Source organism: Janthinobacterium sp. GW821-FHT03C10, from assembly GCF_059420865.1.
Window position 1 is genome coordinate 198,951 of record NZ_JBWKUN010000002.1, and the last position, 16,728, is coordinate 215,678.

General features: G+C 66.2%; 13 protein-coding genes. 8 read left to right on the forward strand and 5 right to left on the reverse strand.

All coding sequences use genetic code 11. The features are described 5' to 3' along the window. Positions 1-57 precede the first annotated feature (57 nt). Genes AC07VH_RS08690 through AC07VH_RS08700 form a run of 3 tightly spaced genes read left to right on the forward strand, consistent with a single transcriptional unit; the run spans position 58 to position 5,281 of the window. Complete coding sequence (locus AC07VH_RS08690; RefSeq protein ID WP_475415928.1) at positions 58-645, forward strand: DUF2760 domain-containing protein; 588 nt, start codon at positions 58-60, stop codon at positions 643-645. Next, positions 642-2,510 carry an Hsp70 family protein gene (locus tag AC07VH_RS08695; RefSeq protein WP_489630444.1) on the forward strand — a complete coding sequence of 623 codons (1,869 nt, stop codon included), beginning with the start codon at positions 642-644 and terminating at the stop codon, positions 2,508-2,510. The genes AC07VH_RS08690 and AC07VH_RS08695 overlap by 4 nt, the downstream gene beginning before the upstream one ends. 5 nt (positions 2,511-2,515) lie before the next feature. Next, on the forward strand, positions 2,516-5,281 hold the full coding sequence (locus tag AC07VH_RS08700) for an Hsp70 family protein (protein ID WP_494787234.1): 2,766 nt from the start codon (positions 2,516-2,518) through the stop codon (positions 5,279-5,281). A gap of 1 nt (position 5,282) precedes the next feature. On the opposite strand, the gene AC07VH_RS08705 is transcribed toward AC07VH_RS08700, so the two are convergent. From AC07VH_RS08705 to AC07VH_RS08720, 4 genes are all read right to left on the reverse strand, one after another. Further along, entirely contained in the window at positions 5,283-5,966 is a 684-nt protein-coding gene (locus AC07VH_RS08705; protein WP_494787235.1) for a PEP-CTERM sorting domain-containing protein, read from the reverse strand. Positions 5,967-6,261: 295 nt separating this feature from the next. Continuing rightward, a complete protein-coding gene (locus AC07VH_RS08710) occupies positions 6,262-7,830 on the reverse strand; it encodes a CHASE2 domain-containing protein (RefSeq protein WP_494787236.1) in 1,569 nt (522 codons plus the stop codon). 79 nt (positions 7,831-7,909) lie between these two features. Beyond that, positions 7,910-9,238 (reverse strand): serine hydrolase domain-containing protein, encoded by a 1,329-nt coding sequence (locus AC07VH_RS08715; protein WP_494787237.1) that lies wholly within the window; start codon positions 9,236-9,238, stop codon positions 7,910-7,912. A gap of 28 nt (positions 9,239-9,266) precedes the next feature. Next, positions 9,267-10,763 (reverse strand): alginate export family protein, encoded by a 1,497-nt coding sequence (locus AC07VH_RS08720; protein WP_494787238.1) that lies wholly within the window; start codon positions 10,761-10,763, stop codon positions 9,267-9,269. A gap of 201 nt (positions 10,764-10,964) precedes the next feature. On the opposite strand from AC07VH_RS08720, the gene AC07VH_RS08725 reads away from it, so the two are divergent. Both AC07VH_RS08725 and AC07VH_RS08730 read left to right on the forward strand, forming a co-directional pair. Beyond that, positions 10,965-12,107, forward strand: coding sequence for a sigma-54-dependent Fis family transcriptional regulator (locus AC07VH_RS08725; RefSeq protein WP_494787239.1), 1,143 nt, complete (start codon positions 10,965-10,967; stop codon positions 12,105-12,107). Positions 12,108-12,250: 143 nt separating this feature from the next. Beyond that, entirely contained in the window at positions 12,251-14,059 is a 1,809-nt protein-coding gene (locus tag AC07VH_RS08730) for an NAD(P)-binding domain-containing protein (protein WP_494787240.1), read from the forward strand. Between the two features lie 173 nt (positions 14,060-14,232). Here AC07VH_RS08730 and AC07VH_RS08735 read toward each other — a convergent pair whose 3' ends face one another. After that, positions 14,233-14,799: a YceI family protein gene (locus AC07VH_RS08735; RefSeq protein ID WP_475415338.1), complete on the reverse strand. Its 567-nt coding sequence runs from the start codon at positions 14,797-14,799 to the stop codon at positions 14,233-14,235. A 26-nt stretch (positions 14,800-14,825) separates the two neighbouring features. Between AC07VH_RS08735 and AC07VH_RS08740 the strand changes: the two genes are divergently transcribed. From AC07VH_RS08740 to AC07VH_RS08750, 3 genes are all read left to right on the forward strand, one after another. Continuing rightward, entirely contained in the window at positions 14,826-15,053 is a 228-nt protein-coding gene (locus tag AC07VH_RS08740) for a hypothetical protein (protein ID WP_494787241.1), read from the forward strand. Positions 15,054-15,120: 67 nt separating this feature from the next. After that, the gene (locus tag AC07VH_RS08745; RefSeq protein ID WP_489630437.1) at positions 15,121-15,657 is read left to right on the forward strand and encodes a sigma-70 family RNA polymerase sigma factor; all 537 of its coding nucleotides are present in this window, start codon (positions 15,121-15,123) and stop codon (positions 15,655-15,657) included. A gap of 8 nt (positions 15,658-15,665) precedes the next feature. Further along, the gene (locus AC07VH_RS08750) at positions 15,666-16,661 is read left to right on the forward strand and encodes a FecR family protein (protein WP_475415335.1); all 996 of its coding nucleotides are present in this window, start codon (positions 15,666-15,668) and stop codon (positions 16,659-16,661) included. The last annotated feature ends 67 nt before the right edge of the window (positions 16,662-16,728 follow it).

A 16,728-nucleotide genomic window follows, 5' to 3' on the forward strand; every position in this document is an offset into this window, starting at 1 on the left:
GCCCCGCCATCCGGCGCGCCGCCGACGCCCCCCTACAGATCAGAGAAACGAGTTCCTATGAGCACACCATCGTCCCACCCATCGTTCTGGCGCCGCGTCCCGCTGGCCTTCGGCGCCTTCTTCAGCACCCTGTCGGACGCCGCCTATGCGGCCCGCGTGGAAAAGCTGTCCCTGCCCGAGGCCGCCCCTGTGGCGCCCGTGCCCCCTGCTCCGGCGCCCGCTCCCGTGCCGACGCCAGCCGCCGCCCCCGTCATATTAAAAGAGGCGACGCCGGACGCGGCCCTGCAACTGCTGGCCCTGCTGCAGCGCGAAGCGCGCCTGATCGACTTCACCCAGGAAAATCTGGGCAGCCATGCCGATGCCGACATCGGCGCGGCCGCCCGCGTCGTGCATGAAGGCTGCGCCAAGGTCATGCGCGAATATTTCACCATCGAGGCCGTGCGCCAGGAAGCCGAGGGCAGCCGCATCGTGCTGCAGGAAGGCTTTGATTCGGCCAGCGTGCGCCTGACGGGCAACGTGGTCGGTTCCGCACCATTCACGGGCACCCTCAGCCACCGCGGCTGGCGCGCCTCCAGCGTGCGCCTGCCGAAACTGAGCGAGCAGCACGACGCCGCCATCCTGGCACCGGCCGAGGTGGAACTGTGAACGACGCAACGAACAACACCCCGCGCTACGCCATCGGCATCGACCTGGGCACCACCCACAGCGCCCTGTCGTATGTGAACCTGGTCGAGAGCGACGGCGAAAAGTCCAGCCACGGCGTGCTGAAAGTACCGCAACTGTCGGCACCGGGCACGGTCGAGGAATTGCCGCTGCTGCCGTCCTTCGTCTACCTGCCGCACGCCGACGAAGTGGCGGCGGGCGACCTGGCCCTGCCCTGGGTCACCGAGGAAGCCGAAGCGCCGTTCGTCGTGGGCGAAATGGCCCGCAGCCGCGGCGCCACCACGCCGATCCGCCTGGTGTCGAGCGCGAAAAGCTGGCTGTGCCACCCGGGCGTGGACCGCCGCGCGGCCATCCTGCCGAACGACGCGCCGGCCGAAGTGGCGCGCATCTCGCCGATCACGGCCGCCACGCGCTACCTGACGCATTTGCGCCAGGCCTGGGACAACGCCCACCCGCAAGCGCCGTTCGCCGAGCAGGAAATCACGGTGACGATACCCGCATCGTTCGACCCTGCCGCGCGCGAGCTGACGATGGAAGCGGCGCAGGCGGCCGGCTACGCCTCATTGACCCTGCTGGAAGAGCCGCAGGCGGCCCTGTACAGCTGGATCCAGACCAGCGAAGGCCGCTGGCGCAAGGAAGTCAAGCCGGGCGACATCATCCTGGTCGTCGACGTGGGCGGCGGCACCAGCGACTTTTCGCTGATCGCCGTGCTGGAGCGCGACGGCGTGCTGGAACCGCACCGCGTGGCAGTCGGCGAACACATCCTGCTCGGCGGCGACAATATGGACCTGGCCCTGGCCCACCTGGTGGCACGCAAGCTGGCCGCCAACGGCACCCAGCTCGACGCCTGGCAGATGCGCGCGCTCACGTACGGCTGCCGCAGCGCCAAGGAAAGCCTGCTGGCCGACAGCGGTCTCGACGTGGCACCGATCGTCGTGCCCAGCCGCGGTTCGAAACTGATCGGCGGCTCCATCCGCACGGAACTGACGCGCGCGGAAGTGTCCACCTTCATTCTCGACGGCTTCTTCCCGCAGGTGGAAGCGTCGAGCCGTCCTGCCGTGCGTACGCGCGCCGGCCTGACGCAACTGGGCTTGCCGTATGCGCAGGACGCGGCCATCACGCGCCACCTGGCCGCCTTCCTGGGCCGGCAAGTGGCGGCGACCAGCGAACTGGAAGGCTTCGCGGGCCGCCAGGCGGAAGGCGCCAGCTTCCTGCACCCGACTGCCGTGCTGTTCAACGGCGGCGTCTTCAAGTCCGACCTGCTGGTGCAGCGTATCATGAGCACCGTCAACGACTGGCTGTACATGGAAGGCGCGGAACCGGCGCGCATGCTGGCCGGGGCCGACCTGGACCTGGCCGTCGCGCGCGGCGCCGCCTACTACAGCTACGTGCGGCGCGGCCATGGCGTGCGCATCCGCGGCGGCACGGCCAGCGCCTTTTATGTCGCCATCGAATCGGCCATGCCCGCCATCCCTGGCATGGAGCCGCCGATCCAGGCCCTGTGCGTGGCGCCGTTCGGCATGGAAGAAGGCAGCGAGCTGGAACTGCCGGGCCAGCAATTCGGCCTCGTCGTGGGCGAACCCGTGCACTTCCGCTTCTTCGCCTCGTCCACGCGGCGCAACGACCAGATCGGCGATTTGCTCGACTTCTGGGGTCCCGATGAATTGCAGGAGCTGAGCGAAATCCAGGCGACCCTGTCCGCCGAAGGCCGCCAGGCCGGCGACGTCGTGCAAGTCAAACTGCACGCCAGAGTGACGGAAGCGGGTACCCTGGAACTGCTGGCCGTTTCCCCTGACGGCGCCGAGCGCTGGAAGGTGGAATTCGACGTGCGCGGCACGCCGCAATAAGCGCCATGGGCAGCACTGCGGGCAAGCCGGCCTTCCTGGTCGGCATCGACCTGGGCACCACCAATACGGTGGTGGCGTATGCGGCGGCCGGCGATGCGCAGGCAGGAATCAAGCTGTTCGCCATCGAGCAGCTGGTCGCGCCCGGCGAAGTGGGCGCACGCCCCCTGCTGCCCTCCTTGCGCTACCACCCCGCCGCCGGCGAACTGGCGGCGGGCGACTTGCAGCTGCCGTGGCCGCAGCAAGACGTTGAGCATGCCGTGCTGGGCGCGTTCGCGCGCCAGCTCGGCGCCCAGGTGCCGGGCCGGCTCGTTTCCAGCGCGAAGAGCTGGCTGTCGCATGCGAACGTGGACCGCCAGGCGCCCATTTTGCCGTGGGGCGCCGATGCCGACGTGGCCAAGGTGTCGCCCGTGGCAGCCAGCGCCAGCTACCTTGCCTACGTGCGCGCCGCGTGGAATCACCGCTTCCCCGACGCGCCCCTCGAAGAGCAGGAACTGGTGCTGACCATCCCCGCTTCGTTCGACGAGGGTGCGCGCGCACTCACCCTGGAAGCGGCGCGCATGGCGGGCCTGCCCGCGCTGCGGCTGGTGGAAGAACCGCAGGCGGCCTTTTATGACTACCTGCAGCGCCGGTGCGCCACCCTGCGCGCAGACCTGGCCGACACGCGCCGCATTTTGGTCTGCGACGTGGGCGGCGGCACCACCGATTTCAGCCTGATCGACGTCGCCTTCGATGACGACGGCGCACCGCAGCTCACGCGCAGCAGCGTGGGCAACCACCTGATCCTTGGCGGCGACAATATGGACCTGGCGCTGGCCCACCTGGTGGAAACGCGCATGGCCGCAGGCAGCGAAAGCGGCATGAAGCTGTCCGCCGCGCGCTTGTCGCAGCTGATGGAACGCTGCCGCGCGGCCAAGGAACTGCTGCTGTCGAACGACGCGCCCGACAGCGTCACCGTGACCCTGCTGGGCGCGGGTTCGCGTTTGATCGGCGGCAGCCGTTCGGCCGACGTCACGCGCGAGGAAGTGGCGGCCATGGTGGTCGACGGCTTCTTCCCGAAAGTTGGGCAAAACGATACGGCGAAAAAAGGCCGTGCCGGCATCGTCGAATTCGGCCTGCCGTATGCGCAGGACGCGGCCATCACACGCCACCTGGCCAGCTTCTTGCACCAGCATGCCGGCGCACTGCCCGATACCCTGCTGCTGAATGGCGGCGTGTTCCGCGCCGACGCGCTGGCGCGCCGCCTGGCAGAGACCTTGGAACACTGGCGGGGTCAGCCCCTCACCATCCTGCATAACGATAACCCCGACGTGGCCGTGGCCCGTGGCGCCGTCGCCTACGCGCTGGCGCGACGGGGCCAGGCGCCGCGCATCGGCGGCGGCTCGCCGCGCAGCTATTTCCTCGTGCTGGGCGAGGCGGGCAAGGATCACCGCGCCGTCTGCATCCTGCCACGCGGCAGCGCCAGCGGCGAGGAAATCCGCCTGACGCAGCGTCTGTTCGCGCTGCGCCTGGGCCGGCCCGTGCGCTTCCACCTGGCCTCGTCCATCGCGGAAACGGGCACGCCGCCCAAGCTGGGCGACATCGTCGACCTGGGCGCGGGCGAGTACCTGCGCCTGCCGCCGCTGGCCAGCGTGCTGCACGCCAGCGACGGCAATGACAAGCGCGAAATCGCGGTGCAGCTGGCCACCGTGATGACGGAAGTGGGCACCCTGGAAGTGCATTGCGTGGCCGAAGCCGATGCCAGCGACCGCTGGCTGCTGGAATTCCAGTTGCGGGGAGAAGAGGAAACGCCGGCCGAAACGTCCAGCGTGCCGCCACGCGTGAAGGAAGCCGTCGAGAAAATCGAGCGCATCTTCGGCGGCAAGGCGCAAAAGGTCGAAACCAAGGAAGTGCGCCAGCTGCGCCAGCATCTGGAACGGGGACTGGGCGGGCGCGAGAGCTGGGAGACGCCCTTGCTGCGCCAGCTGTTCGACGCCCTCCTGCTGCGCGCGCGTGGCCGGCGCCGCTCCGCCGAGCATGAACGGGTGTGGCTGAACCTGGCCGGCTACTGTTTGCGGCCCGGCTACGGCGATGCGCTCGATCCGTGGCGCATCGAGCAGCTGTGGGCCATGTTCGACGCGGGCGTCCAGCATCACAAGGACAACCAGGTGTGCGCCGAATGGTGGACCCTGTGGCGCCGCGTAGCCGGCGGCTTGAGCGTGGAGCAGCAACTGCGCCTGCTCGACGATTTCGCCTTCAACCTGCAAGCCGACGCGGCCCAGCGCGGCAGCCGGCCCGTCACCCTCGTCAATGGCAGCGACGACGACATGCTGCGCCTGGGCGCCTCGCTCGAGCGCATTCCCGGCGCCTACAAGGCGGAAGTGGGCGCCTGGCTGCTGAAACGCCTGCAAAAGGCCGGCAAGAAGGAGGAAGCGGCGGACACGAACACCCTGTGGGCGCTGGCCAGGGTCGGCGCGCGCCAGCCCTTCCACGGCAGCGCGCACGAAGTGGTCGACAGCGCCACCGTGGCCGACTGGCTGCACGTGCTGCTGGCGCTGGACTGGAAAAAGACGGAACCGGCGGCGTTTGCCGCCACCCACCTGGCGCGCATGACGGGCGACCGCTCGCGCGACATCGGCGACGACTTGCGCGCCACCATCCTCGCCCGCCTGAAAGCCGTCGGCGCCCCGCCCCTGTGGCAGGCCATGGTCAGCGAAGTGACGCAACTGGACGAAGCGAATACCAAGCGCATGCTGGGCGAGGCGCTGCCGCCGGGCTTGAAGCTGATCAGCTGAATCAGGCTGGCACGCCGCTGCGCGCCCCACGGCGACGGCGCAAGCCGGCTGTGCCGCACAGGGCCAGGCCGGCCAGCAGCATCGCGTAGGTGCCGGGTTCCGGTACGGGCGACGTGAAAATGGTCAGGGTCGGATTGACGAAGCGGTAACTCGCATAGGCAGGAAGGCTCGCGTCAAAGCTGTAGTCAGGGCCGTTCACGCGATAATGACCCAGCTGTGCATTGGCATAGCTCATGCCGCTTATAAACATCGTGAACGGGTCCGTCAACGACAAGCCGACTCCTTGCAGCAATATGTTCTGCGTGCCGTCCAGGCTTTCTTGGCGGAATGACTCGCCCGCGATGCGCTGCCCATGCGGCCCGGTCAAAGCGCGGACTTCCATCGATCCACTGTTGCTGGCGTTGCCAGGCTGAACCATGCTGGCGCCAGGGGGCGCCTCGGCGACCTGCAGCACGCCTACCAGCGTGGCGGCAAAGGAGAAGCCCGTCACGCGATACCCGTTACGCACGCTGATGTCGAACACGCCCGTGTACAGATCGCCATTCGACATGCTGGTTCCCTGCGTATCCATGCTGAGGCTGCTGGCCAGGCTCGTCATGCCCAGTTTCGTCACGCCACCGGCATCGGACAACAGGGTCACCTTCTGTGCCTGCGTATTGCCATTGTACTCAGGATACTCCGTCATCAAAAAATTGCTGGTTTGCAAAGGTTGCATCGTTGCCTGGGCGTGCGCCGCGTGCATCGATGCAGCGGCCAGCATCACGCTCAAAAAACACAGCTGTTTTCGTATCAGGTTCATTTGTCGGCTTTCGCGAAAAAGGAAGTGAGCACCTGCGGCGCAGATAATGCCTCACATGAAATTATCAAAAAATCATTTTAAATTAGCAAATAAATAAAAACAACAGTGTTTTTAAAATTTACTTAAAGATAATTCCATCTTCCTGCCCGGCCCTGCCCGGCTCGCGCCATTTCCAGGTAATTTACAGCAGCGCCACCACCAACAGCACCGCCGCCAGCGGCGCCTGCACCAGCACGATGCCGGGATGCGTGCGGCGCAGCTGGCCCCACACGGACAGGCCCGGCACTTCCTCGTGCGGATGGTGGGCTTCGTCGCGCAGCGACATCGCGTGCAGGAACATGCCGGCGATCAGGGGCCCGGGATTGACCCACCAGCCCTGCTCGAGCAAGCCGCGCGACAGGTAGATGGCCAGCGCGCCGATGACGAACGGCGAGGCCCACACCAGCACCAGCATCAGGCGGATGCCATAGAATTCCGCCACGGTGCCCACGCGGTGCAATCGGCTGAAATCGTGGTCTTCCATGCGCTTGTCGATGGCCAGTTCGGCGCGGCCGTACAGTGTCCACAGGCCGCCGAACAGGCAGCCCAGCAACACGCCGATGACGATGTCGGCCGCGAACACCGCATATTTATTCACGTCGGCCGTGCCGATGCCCAGCGACGTGTGGGCGGCGGCGTGCAGGTGCAGGCCCGCCTGCTCGCCTTCGGCCGTCGTATAGCGGTCGCGCACGTCATAGGTGCTGCCGATATACACGACATTCTTGCGCAGCGCCCCGGCATCCACGCCGGCCTGCCCATCGATCAGTTTGACGCGCGTGCGCGTGGGATACAGGAATGCCGGCGCCACGGCGGCCGGGTGAAACGGCGCAGTGACGGCGTTCTGCTCGGCCGCATCCTTGGCGTCGCCGTGGATCACGGGTTCGAACGCCCAGCGCGCCAGCTCCTTTTCGCTGCCCGTGCGCCGTGCCAGCTGGCACACGCGGCCGGCCAGCGCCAGCCCTTCCTTTTGCTCGGACAGGACGGCCGGCATGGGCTGCTGTTGCTCCTGCTCGTCGGCGCCATGCGCCAGCTCGAAGGCCACGGCCGCCAGCACGGGACTTTTCAGCTCGATGCGCGTGACGGCACCCATGCGTTCGCGGATCCGCGGGCTGGCAAAGTGGATGCCGGCCGCGCAGCGCGCGCGTATCCATGCCAGGTTCGCGTTGCGGTCCGATTGCTCGGGCAGGATCAGCACCAGTTGCCGGCCGTCGGCGGCCAGCCGGTCGAGCAGGCGGTCCAGCGGCCGCTCGCCCGCCCGGTGCTGTTCATACACGGCCGGCGCCAGGTCCAGGTCGATGGCCAGCACCTTGCTGCCGCGCGCGGCGGCGCTGGCGATCACTTGCTCCAGGCGCGTGCGTTCCAGCGGTTCGCGCTCGTCGAAGACCCGTTCGAACGCGGGCTGGTCGATTTCGATGATGCCGGGCCGGTAGGCGGCGCCCGGGTCCTTGCCCCGGTTCAATAGCTGCCCCTGTTCCGCGCTGGCGCGCAGCATGGCCGCATCGAGCCATTCGAGCACGTGAAAACCTTCCAGCACCAGCATCAACGCGGCGATCAGGCTGGCGCCGATCACGTGATGCAGCAGATGCGTGCCCGTCAGCTTGAAGGCCGAGCCCAGCTGGGCGACCGGCCACAGCAGGCGCCGCCACAACGGGGGGCGCGGTTGGTCCGGCTGGCTGGTTTCCACGGTGCGTTCCCCTCGCGTGCGCTGCATGAATTATCATTCAAGCAATAAATGATGACGAAAGGATAGTATATTGCAGTTGTGCCCGCTTAGCCGCACGGCTGGCAGCCTACTTCGGCTTGGCCAGCAGCAGCTTGCCCAGCGCTTCGAAGGCCGGCGTGGTGGTCGGGTCGTTCGCCGCATTGGCCGCCGTCGGCGTGGAGGCGAAACGCACGATCACCATTTCCGCCTTCGGGTCGACGTAGATGCGTTGGCCATACACGCCGCGCGCCATGTAGGCGCCATGGTCGTTGTGCGTGACCCACCACATGTCGCGGTAGCTCCAGCCCTTGAGCAGATCGTAGCCGCCCTTGGCGAACAGCTGCTTGTCGCCGCCGCGGCGGATATCCTCGACGGCCGCCTTGGGCAGAATCTGCTGGCCGTTGTAGCGGCCATCGTTGCGCAGCATTTCGCCGAAGCGGGCCAGGTCGCGCAAGCCCGCATTCAGGCCGCCGCCGGCAAACGGCGTGCCCGTCGAATCGACCGTCATGTAGGCATCCTGCTCGGCGCCCAGCTTCTGCCAGACACGCTCGGACAGGTAGTCGTTGACGTTCTGCCCCGTGACACGGGCGATGATCCAGCCCAGCACGTCGGAGTTGACCGTGCGGTAGCCGAACGCCTCGCCATGCCGGCCCTCGTGCAGCACCGTTTGCAGGTACTCGAAATAGCTGCGCGGCCCCGTGTAATCCTTCGGCTTGGGCAGCGGGCTGCCGGCCGCCGCGTGCTGCCACACTTCCGCTTTCGGGTCCGCGTAATCTTCGCTGAATTTCAGACCCGTGGTCATGTCGAGCACCTGGCGCACGGTGGCGTCGCCAAACGCCGACTTGGCCAGCTCCGGCACATACTCGGCCACTTTCTTGTCAGGATCGAGCTTGCCTTCGGCCACCAGCGCCGCGCCGATGGTGCCCATGACGGACTTCGTCACGGACATGGCGCCGTGCTGGCCGCTGTCCTTCAGCACGCCGAGGTACCGTTCATACACGATGCGTCCCCGGTGCAGCACCACGATGCCGTCCGTGTAGTTGGCGCCCAGCGACTGCTCCCAGGTCATCGGTTCCTTCGCGCCCAGGGGCGTGAAGCGCAGGCTGTCGATATCCGTGCGCAGCGCGCGTTGCAAGGGTACGGGCGCTTTCAGGCCGCGCGACACGTCCACCGTCGGCATCAGCTGGCGGAAGTGCGACACGCTCCAGCGCAGCTGCGGGAAATTGAAATAGCTGCCATCGTCGAAGCGGATGATCTTGTCGGCCGGCGGCGGCGCGCCCACCATCCATTGCAAGGCGGCCGGGTCGCTGGCGGCCGCTGACAGCGGCGCCGTCGCCTCGGCCGCGTGGGCGCCGGCGGACAGCGCCAGGCAGGCGGCGGCCAGGACCAGGCGTTTCATGCTGGGGAAATCGTTCATGCGGTGCTCTCCTTGATAGACAGAATATTTAATAAACCCATACCACGTTCGCCAGCCATCCCGTCCAGGTCCTGGCCTGCCCGTTCACCAGCTGGTTCACGCCCGACTGCGCGAACGAGGCGCTGAAGCCCAGGGTCAGGTAGGTATTCGGGTTGACGACGCGCACATACTTGACGAAGACATCGTTGGCCAGCATCGGGCGCAGCACGCCGGCGATCACCACGGGCGCGTCGCCCGGCCCGTCGAGGCGCGTGGCCTGGCCGAACTGCAGCGGACTGCCCATCCGGTTGGCCCGCACCTGGGCCAGGTAGGCGGTCACGGTGTCTTTCGGCGTCGGGTGCAGCTCGATGGTGGCCTGCAGCGCATTCACGTTGGCATTGACGAAAACCCAGGTGGCCTTGCTGCCAGAAGCCCAGGCACCCGGCGTGCCTTCGAAGAACAGCGGGTCGAAGCGCTCGTTGCGCGCCGTACGCGGATCGTCGCCGGAAAAACTCTGGTAGCCAAGCGTGAACTTCGGCGTCCACGCCACGCCGGGCAGCGAAAAGCCCCCTTCCGTGCGCCAGCCCCAGGCCCGCATCGGCTCGCGCGTATTCCACTCGCGCGCGGCATCGACGCCGAACCAGCCTTTCGACAGCACGGTGGGCAGCACGGGAACGCGCGCGTAGCCATACACGAACTGCAAGTCCTTGCGGCCGTCAGGCACGGCCAGCGGTGCGCCGATGCCGCCCGGCGCCGCCTGCGGATACGCGGCATGCGAACGGGGCACCTTGCCATACGCGATGCCGGCCTTGCGGTCGTTCGCGGGCGCGTAGCTGACATCCACGCCGACGACGCGCGTGCCGCTATCGTTGTCGGGGTTTTCATTCGGGTCGAGATAAAACGCCTGGGCACTGAACGCGTCCTGGCTTATTCTGGCCACCACGGAATTCTGGAAGGCCTTGCGCGGCCCCAGTTTCAGCGCGCCACGGTCAAAGCCGTTCGAGCCGCCATTGGCGATCAGCATGCCGGTACCCAGCGTGAAATTCTGCGCGCCGGCCGACAGGTCGAGCATGGCGCGCGTGCCGCCGAGCGGCATGCGGATGCCGGCGACGAATTCCTCGATCGAGATGCGGCCCGTGTCGCCCGCGCCAAACGGATCATGGCGCAAGGTACCCGAGCCGACGGCGGACACGCGCGCATACAGCTGCCTGCCGTCGCCCAGGTTGCGCTTGAAGCCGAGCGCCGGCTTGACATAGAACTCGTACCAGTAGGGATTGAAATCGAAGCCGGGATTGCGCGCCGGCGTATTCGACAGCTTCCAGAACAGATTGCTCTCGCCGGCCACCTGCACGCCCGCTTCCACGGAACGCGTCATGTGCCAGCCGGCGGCTATGGCCGGTTCGACGGCGGCGCGCCGGGCTACCTCTTTTTCCAGGCTGCTCTGGCCATCGGGATCGAGCTGACCGGCGGCGCCGCAGGCGGCGCTCCAGCCCAGCAGGGCCAGGATGAGTGAGCGGCGCACGGGGAACATCGCTTGCGTTGCCATAGGTATCCCTTGCGATAGCTGACTGTCGATTTGAACGGATGTTATCAGAGATGCTCTTGTTGTAAAGCATCCTATTGTGCGGGGCCAAACCTTGAGACGAACGTCTCACGGCAGCCGATGCTGCAGCGCAGAATGCGCCGCCCCGGCCTTCATGCTACAAACGGGCATACCATCAAAAATACCGAGACACCGGAGAGCGCCATGCCCTACGTCCGCCAGACCAGCCATATCGACCGCGTACGCGACCTGATCGCCGGCCGTATCGTCAATCCCGGGGCCGATACGGCCAGGCTGGCGTCCTCGTACCGGCGCTCGCTGGACGATTACCGGCTCGATCCCGCCTCCACCACCGGGCCGCGCATCCTCACGGGCGCCGAACTGCGCGCCATCCAGCAATCCGAGGAAAATTTTCTGCGCTCCACGGGCCAGTGCCTGCCGCGCCTGCACGCCATGGTGCGCGAAGCGGGCTACTGCGTCATCCTGGCCAATGCGCGCGGCGTGACGATCGACTACGCGGCCGACACGCACCAGCGCAAGGATTTCAAGAAGGCGGGCCTGTACCCGGGCTCGTGCTGGTCGGAAGAGGAGGAAGGCACGTGCGGCATCGCCTCCGTGCTGCTCGACCAGGAAGCCATCACCGTGCACAAGACCGACCACTTCCGCGCCGCCTTCACGGGCCTGACCTGCAGCGCAGCGCCGATCTTTTCGCCGCACGGCGACTTGATCGGCGTGCTCGATGCGTCGGCCTTGAATTCGCCCGATGCGCGCGACAGCCAGCGCCTGGTGAAACAGCTGGTGCGCCAGGGCGCGACCCTGATCGAGGACGGCTTTTTTCTCACGTCCTACGGCCATTGCTGCATCCTGCTGGCGCACCGCAACCGCCACTTCGTGGAAGTGCAGCCGGAAATGCTGCTCGCCATCGATGAACATGGCGACATCGTCGCCGCCAACCGCTGCGCGCGCGACGTCATCGGCGGTCTCGATAGCCTGCCGCGTCCCGTCGCCGAGGTGCTGGAAGTGCGCGCCGAACGGCTGTTCGATGCGCGCACGGGACACAACCTGCTGTCCCTGCGCCTGGCGGGCGGCGGCACCTGGCTGCATGCGCGCGTGCGCGCGCCGTTGCGCCAGGCCAGCGCGCGGGCACGCGTCCGAAACGCCGCCCCCGTGACAGAGGATGCGCCGGCCTGCACGCCGCAGGAGCTGGCCGAGCGCACGCGCATCGTCAACGCCATGAACGCCGCCAAATGGCGCCCGCTGCAGGCGGCCGCCATGCTGGGCGTCTCGCGCGCCACCCTGTACCGGCGCCTCAAGCAGCTGCACATCGTGCCGCCGCACCGCCAGTAAGGCATCCGGCAAGCTGAGATTTCCGTCTCACATTCGTCCATGCTGCGCTGCGGGATGCGGGGCCGGAACGCCGGTGTTACAACATCGTCAGCGGCAACACAGCCGCATCCCATCATAAAGTCAGCAGACTTGGAGGAGACACGATGCAAACCGAAATCAACCCGCACGACCTGGCCGTGGCCGGCATCCTGGAGCAGCTCGAAGGCTTTCTTCGCGCCAGCGACGGCACGGGCGCCGCGCAGCTGTTCGAACAGGACGGCTACTGGCGCGACCTGGTGCTGTTTACCTGGAACCTGAAAACCCTGGAAGGCCGCGAGCAGATCGCCGCCATGCTGGCCGCCCAGCTGGGCGCCGTGCAGCCCGTCTCCATCCGCATCGCCGACGGCGAACATGCGGTGGAAGCGGGCGGCGTGCTGCAAAGCTGGATCACGGTGGAAACGAATGTGGCGCGCGGCGTGGGCTTCATCCGCATCCGCGACGGCAAGATCTGGACGCTGCTTACCACCATGAGCGAATTGAAGGGTTTTGAAGAAGCCAAGGGCGGCCGGCGGCCCATGGGCGCGGAACACGGCGCGCGCACCAACCGCAGCAGCTGGCTGGAGCACCGTGAACAGGAAGCCAAGGAACTCGGTTACGCGCGCCAACCGTATTGCGTCATCATCGGCGGCGGCCAGGGCGGCATCGCGCTGGGCGCGCGCCTGCGGCAATTGAACGTCCCCACCATCATCATCGAGAAAAACGCCCGTCCCGGCGACAGCTGGCGCAAGCGCTACAAGTCGCTGTGCCTGCACGACCCCGTCTGGTACGACCACATGCCGTACATCCCGTTTCCCGACAACTGGCCCGTCTTCACGCCCAAGGACAAGGTCGGCGACTGGCTGGAAATGTACACCAAGGTGATGGAACTGAACTATTGGGGTTCGACGTCATGCGAATCGGCCAGCTTCGACGACGCCAGCGGCGAGTGGACGGTACAGGTGCTGCGCGACGGCCAGCCCGTCACCCTCAAGCCGAAGCAGCTGGTGCTGGCGACGGGCATGTCGGGCAAGGCGAACATGCCGAAGTTCAAGGGCATGGACGTGTTCCAGGGCGAGCAGCAGCACTCGTCGCAGCATCCGGGACCGGACGCGTATGCCGGCAAGAAGGTGGTCGTCATCGGCGCGAACAATTCCGCGCACGATATCTGCGCCGCCCTGTGGGAAGCGGGCGTGGATGTGACCATGGTGCAGCGCTCGTCGACACACATCGTCAAGTCCGATTCCTTGATGGACCTGGCGCTGGGCGACCTGTATTCGGAGCGGGCGCTGGCGGCCGGCATGACGACGGCCAAGGCGGACCTGACGTTCGCCTCGATCCCGTACAAGATCCTGGCCGACTTCCAGAAACCCGTCTTCCAGGCCATCCGCGAGCGCGACGCGGATTTTTATGCGCGGCTCGAGGAACGGGGCTTCATGCTCGATTTCGGCGACGACGACTCCGGCCTGTTCATGAAATACCTGCGCCGCGGCTCCGGCTACTACATCGACGTGGGCGCCTCCGAACTGGTCGCCGAGGGCAAGATCAAGCTGAAAAGCGGCGTCGGCGTGCAGGAACTGAAAGCCCGTTCCATCGTGCTCTCCGACGGCACGGAGCTGCCCGCCGACCTGGTGGTATACGCCACCGGCTACGGCTCCATGAACGGCTGGGCAGCCGACCTGATCTCGCCCGAGGTGGCGAATAAAGTGGGCAAGGTGTGGGGCCTCGGTTCCGCCACGACGAAGGACCCGGGCCCGTGGGAGGGCGAGCAGCGCAATATGTGGAAACCCACGCAGCAGCAATCGCTGTGGTTCCACGGCGGTAACCTGCACCAGTCGCGCCACTATTCCCAGTACCTGTCGCTGCAGCTGAAGGCGCGCATGGAAGGCTTGACTACCCCCGTGTATGGGCAGCAGGAGGTGCATCACCTGGCGTAAAGGTGCTGTCGCCCGCGTAGGTCGGATTAGCGACACGTCGCGTAATCCGACACCTTGTTGGCGGCTCATGTCGGATTACGCGCGGCCTTGCCGCGCTAATCCGACCTACCGCCACTCAAAAAAATGGCGGCGGACCGAAGTCCGCCGCCATTCTTACGTCATGCAGCCAACGATTACTGTTTGATCGCTTCGATCGCAAACGTCAGGGTCACGTCATCGCTGACGGCCGGCGCATATTTACCGGCGTTGAATTCCGAGCGCTTGATCTTGGCCGTGGCGTTGGCGCCGCAGGCGTCTTTCTTCAGCATCGGGTGCGGTGCGCAATGGAACGAGGTGACGGTCAGCGTCACCGGCTTGGTCACGCCTTTCAGGGTCAGGTTGCCTTCCACGGAGGCCAGCTTGTCGCCGTCGAAATTGAATTTGGTCGATTTGTAGGTGGCGACCGGGTACTTGGCCGTGTCGAGGAAGTCCTCGCCCTGGATGTGCGAGTTGAACAGGGTCGAACCCGTGTCGACGGACTTGGTATCGATCAGCACTTCGACGGCGCCCGTCTTGGCGGCGCGGTCCAGCGTGACCTTGCCGGTGGTGTTATTGAAACGGCTTTGCTGTGTCGAGAAACCCATGTGGGTGTACTCGAAACGGGGGAAGGTGTGGCTGCCATCGATGACATAGACTTCAGGAGCGGCAACAGCGGACAGCGAGAAACCGGCGGCGGCGATAAAAGCGAGCAGTTTTTTCATGATGGATTCCTGATAGGGAGTGGTGGATGTCAAAACCGCAAACGGCTGCAGGCGAACGGCGCCTGCGGCTGATTGTCTGGCTTCAGTTGCAACAGATTATGCATGGCATGAAGATCGATGTAAAACGGAAAATATACCTAGTTAGCATCGATAAAATCGATAATAAGAGCGGTAATCTTCGCGACAGCGGCTTCTGCTACCGATTATTGTCTTCATTGCAAAAAATATCCAGCGTTATCCAGCAACATAAATGAGAATGATTCTTGTTATTGTTTGATGAGCTTGCTATGATTGCCTGCTTTGATAACGAGGAAACGCGCGGTGCTTGAACGCTATTACCAGGAATTGCTGCGCCTGATTTCGCGCTCCACGGGATGCCGCGACAAGGCACAGGACGTGGTGCAGGAAGCCTACGCCCGCATCCTGGCACGCGATCCGCTCGGCGGCGCACCTCCCCGGCAAGGCGGTGCGCCCTCCCTGCACAGCGGCGCGGCGCCCGATAGCGGCCAGCGCGCGCTGCTGTACGTGACGGCAAAGAACATCGCCATCGATGAACAGCGCTTGCAGCAGAGACGGCCCCATGACGCGCTCGACGAGCCGCACATGCAGCTGCGCGCGCCGCGCGCCGATGAACCCGACCAGCGGCTGCACGACCGGCAAACCATGGAGCGCCTGCTGGCCATCATCGACGCCCTGCCGCCGCGCTGCCGCCAGGCTTTCGCGCTGTACAAGTTCGATGGCCTGAGCCAGATCGAGATCGCCGCCCAGATGGGTATCTCCGTCAACATGGTGGAAAAACACATCATCAACGGCATGCTCGCCTGTAAAAAAGGCTTACCCGAGCGGGATACGCTATGAAACAGCACATGACATCACAAGACACGACGGCCGACGACATCGACTTCCTGGCGGCGCAATGGCTGCTGCGCCACGACGCGGGCCTGGCCGCGCACGAACTGGCGGCATGGCAGCAATGGCTGGACGCGGACACGCGCCACCAGCAGGCCTGGGAGGCGCTGGCCCGCACCGATGCGCTGCTGGCCAGTCTGCCGGCGCAGCGCGTGGCGGCCTTCAGCCAGCCCGCCCCGGCGGCGGGCACGCCGTCATCGCTGTTGCAGCGGCTGCGCCAGGCGGCCTCCTTCCCGCCGCGCGGCGCGCTGGCCGGCGGCTGCCTGCTGCTGTGCGGCCTGCTGGCCTGGCCGCTGGCCAGCCATCTGCAGCGCCCCGGCTTCCAGCACGATTACAGCACGGCGCGCGGCCAGTTCGCCACGCAAGTCCTGCCCGACGGCAGCCGCATCGAACTCGATAGTGGCAGCGCCGTCGACGTGGCCCTGCACCGCGACCGGCGCACCGTGCGCCTGCTGCGCGGCCAGGCCATGTTCCATGTACACGCCGACCCTGCGCGTCCGTTCCAGGTCATCGCGGGAGCGGCCACGGCAACGGTGCTGGGCACGCATTTTTCCGTGCGCCACGTGGACGCCACGACACAGGTGAGCGTGGCGCAAGGCACGGTGCGCGTGGAAAGCGAAGCCGGCGCGCATGCCGAAGTGCTGCGGGCGGGCGACACGGTCACCGTCACGCCGCACGGCGTGAATGCGCTGGCCAGGGTCAACGCGCAAGCGGTGGGCAACTGGCGTGCCGGGCGCCTCGATTTCGAGGACGCCACCCTGGCCGAGGCGCTGGCCGAATTCCAGCGCTATGGCGACACCAACCTCGTGCTCGACGATCCGGCCCTGGCCGGCCTGCGCCTGAACGGCAGCTTCGACGCCAAGCTGCCGGCGCAATTTGCCGCCGCCCTGCCGCTGGCCTTGCCCGTGCGCCTGCTGCGCCAGGACGGCAAGCTGCATATCGTCGCCCGCTGATTTGTCCCCATGTCGCGAAATAAAATCAATCTGCACGTCAGGGTAAATGATACTCATTCGTTTTAAC

Coding starts and splice junctions, on each gene's coding strand:
- AC07VH_RS08690 (WP_475415928.1), top strand. CDS start 58: ATGAGCACACCATCGTCCCACCCATCGTTCTGGCGCCGCGTCCCGCTG.
- AC07VH_RS08700 (WP_494787234.1), top strand. CDS start 2,516: ATGGGCAGCACTGCGGGCAAGCCGGCCTTCCTGGTCGGCATCGACCTG.
- AC07VH_RS08705 (WP_494787235.1), bottom strand. CDS start 5,966: ATGACGGAGTATCCTGAGTACAATGGCAATACGCAGGCACAGAAGGTG.
- AC07VH_RS08710 (WP_494787236.1), bottom strand. CDS start 7,830: ATGCAGCGCACGCGAGGGGAACGCACCGTGGAAACCAGCCAGCCGGAC.
- AC07VH_RS08715 (WP_494787237.1), bottom strand. CDS start 9,238: ATGAACGATTTCCCCAGCATGAAACGCCTGGTCCTGGCCGCCGCCTGC.
- AC07VH_RS08720 (WP_494787238.1), bottom strand. CDS start 10,763: ATGGCAACGCAAGCGATGTTCCCCGTGCGCCGCTCACTCATCCTGGCC.
- AC07VH_RS08725 (WP_494787239.1), top strand. CDS start 10,965: ATGCCCTACGTCCGCCAGACCAGCCATATCGACCGCGTACGCGACCTG.
- AC07VH_RS08730 (WP_494787240.1), top strand. CDS start 12,251: ATGCAAACCGAAATCAACCCGCACGACCTGGCCGTGGCCGGCATCCTG.
- AC07VH_RS08735 (WP_475415338.1), bottom strand. CDS start 14,799: ATGAAAAAACTGCTCGCTTTTATCGCCGCCGCCGGTTTCTCGCTGTCC.
- AC07VH_RS08740 (WP_494787241.1), top strand. CDS start 14,826: ATGTCAAAACCGCAAACGGCTGCAGGCGAACGGCGCCTGCGGCTGATT.
- AC07VH_RS08750 (WP_475415335.1), top strand. CDS start 15,666: ATGACATCACAAGACACGACGGCCGACGACATCGACTTCCTGGCGGCG.